This window comes from Methylobacterium sp. WL103, assembly GCF_008039885.1.
In the GTDB taxonomy this organism is placed as follows: Bacteria; Pseudomonadota; Alphaproteobacteria; order Rhizobiales; family Beijerinckiaceae; genus Methylobacterium; species Methylobacterium cerastii.
On sequence record NZ_VRUX01000946.1, the window covers coordinates 1 to 1,123 of the forward strand.

Annotated in this window: 1 protein-coding gene and 1 pseudogene; both read left to right on the forward strand. The window is 72.5% G+C overall.

Annotation, left to right across the window (positions count from 1 at the left end; translation table 11 throughout):
• Window positions 1-383: pseudogene (locus FV222_RS26915) on the forward strand (hypothetical protein); the annotation flags it as partial.
• 88 nt (window positions 384-471) lie between these two features.
• A complete protein-coding gene (locus FV222_RS26920; RefSeq protein ID WP_147816187.1) occupies window positions 472-888 on the forward strand; it encodes a DUF2147 domain-containing protein in 417 nt (138 codons plus the stop codon).
• Window positions 889-1,123: the final 235 nt, after the last annotated feature.

Here is a 1,123-nt window from a genome sequence, read left to right on the forward strand (position 1 = left end):
GCCCCGACAAGCCCCTCGACGCGGCCCAGCGCCGGCGGCTCGGGCTCGCGCCGGACGAGCCCGTCCGCTACCGGCGGGTCCGGCTCGCCTGCGGCGTCCACGTTCTGTCGGAGGCCGACAACTGGTACGTGCCGGGCCGGCTCACGCCCGCGATGAACGCGGCTCTCGACGAGACCGACGCGCCGTTCGGCCGGGTGGTGCGCCCGCTGGAGCCGATCCGGCGCAACGTCGCGCTGCGGCCGCTGCGCGACCCCGACGCCCCTGGCCCGGGGCCGGACGACCCGCTGTTCGAAGTCGACGCGGTGCTCGCGACCGGGGCCGGCCTGCCGTTCTGCGAGGTCGCCGAGACCTATCTCGGGGCCGTGCTCGGGCGCGGGCTCTAGCGGACGCTTCCGCGGCTTGCGGGAGCGCGGTGCGCGCGGCTATTGCCGGGGCGATCGCCTGGACGGGCGGCACCCTCGGAGACCCCGCATGAGACCGGCAACAGTGTTCGCTCCTGCCCTCGTCGCCCTCTGCCTCGCCGGCGGCGGCGCGCAGGCGCAGAAGGCCGCCGACCCGGCCGGGATCTGGCTGACCGAGACCGGCGATTCCAAGGTGCGGCTGTCGCGGTGCGGCGCCGGCTATTGCGGCACCATCGTCAGCACCACGGGCAAGGGCCTCGACGCCAACAACCCGGACCCGGCCCTACGCACCCGCAGCGTCGTCGGCGTGCAGATCGTCAACGCCACGAGCGCATCGGGCGACGGCTATTCCGGCACCCTCTACAATCCGAAGGACGGGAAGACCTATTCCGGCTCGCTCAAGATGACCGGCCCGAACGCGATCGAAGTTTCGGGCTGCGTGATGAGCGTGTTCTGCAAGCGCCAGACCTGGAAGCGGGTGAGCTGAAGGTTTCCGCGGTTTATCGTCTGGCGATTCAGGCTGCGTACCCTCCCCCGCACCCAAGTCGGGCTTGCCCGACTTGGGCACACAGAGTGCGGACCTCGGGGAAGCCCGAGATCCGTCGGGGGGAGGCAGCGCGCGCACGACCGGACCGATTGGCCGACAACAGGTTCGATGGACGCTTAGCCGGCGGCGGCGGCGACCGCCGCGGTGATGGCGTCGAGGGCTGCCTGTGCGCCGC